Source organism: Flammeovirga aprica JL-4 (assembly GCF_012844305.1).
In the GTDB taxonomy this organism is placed as follows: Bacteria; Bacteroidota; Bacteroidia; order Cytophagales; family Flammeovirgaceae; genus Flammeovirga; species Flammeovirga aprica.
On record NZ_JABANE010000342.1, the window covers coordinates 1 to 752 of the forward strand.

General features: G+C 49.2%; 2 protein-coding genes. Both read right to left on the minus strand.

The annotated features are described in order from the left end of the window. Positions 1-397 precede the first annotated feature (397 nt). On the minus strand, positions 398-574 hold the full coding sequence (locus tag HHU12_RS34270) for a hypothetical protein (protein WP_168885828.1): 177 nt from the start codon (positions 572-574) through the stop codon (positions 398-400). Positions 575-658: 84 nt separating this feature from the next. Further along, positions 659-748, minus strand: coding sequence for a hypothetical protein (locus HHU12_RS36120; RefSeq protein WP_449401699.1), 90 nt, complete (start codon positions 746-748; stop codon positions 659-661). Between the last annotated feature and the right edge of the window lie 4 nt (positions 749-752).

Sequence of the window (752 nt, forward strand, 5' to 3'; positions counted from 1 at the left end):
CACAGCCTTAAATGGATTAGTCTTAATGTTCATCATGAGGATGTCTCCGAAGTGTAGTGTTCATTTAGTGTGCAATAAGCAATCATAAAGGCCACCGGAATCCGATGACCTTGAGTCTGCCTATAGTGCTACCTAATCACTTCCAACTTGAGTAGTCGGCTGTGAGTTTTGCCAACCAGTCTGACGCTGAGTCAATCGACCAGTGGCTGAACCGCTTACTTATTAGAAGTGACCCGCGTGGCTCAAACACGTTGAATAACACGGTGCTAGTGAATGGGTCATCAAGCATGACCACATGCAGCCCTGTTTCATCCAGTAACCTGCGCTCCGTTGCTCCTAAGCGTGACCACTGTGAGGTGCTTCCATCAAAAAGCCATCTTTTTTCCGTAGCCATTTGTTACGCTCCTACGAAGTATTTCTCTTGGTTAACAACGCTGTCACCCTTCGCATTACGGAAGGAACCCTTCACACCGCCACCGCGCTGCGTCTTGTTCAGCTTGCGGCCCTTAGGGATATAACCCTCGGTCTGCTGGCGTTCGCGGGTACGTTCGAAGTTGATTGTATTCTGATACATGGTGTTGCTCCTGAGTGGTTGTTAGGGACATTCATGAAGGCCACCGGAATCCGATGACCTTGAGTATGTTCCTATAGTGCTACCTTATTCAGACTTACCGTGGCGGAACTCGATGCGTCCGACTACGTCTCTCTTGTAGTAGACGAACTGCTTACGCTCGCCATTGGTACACAGCTGG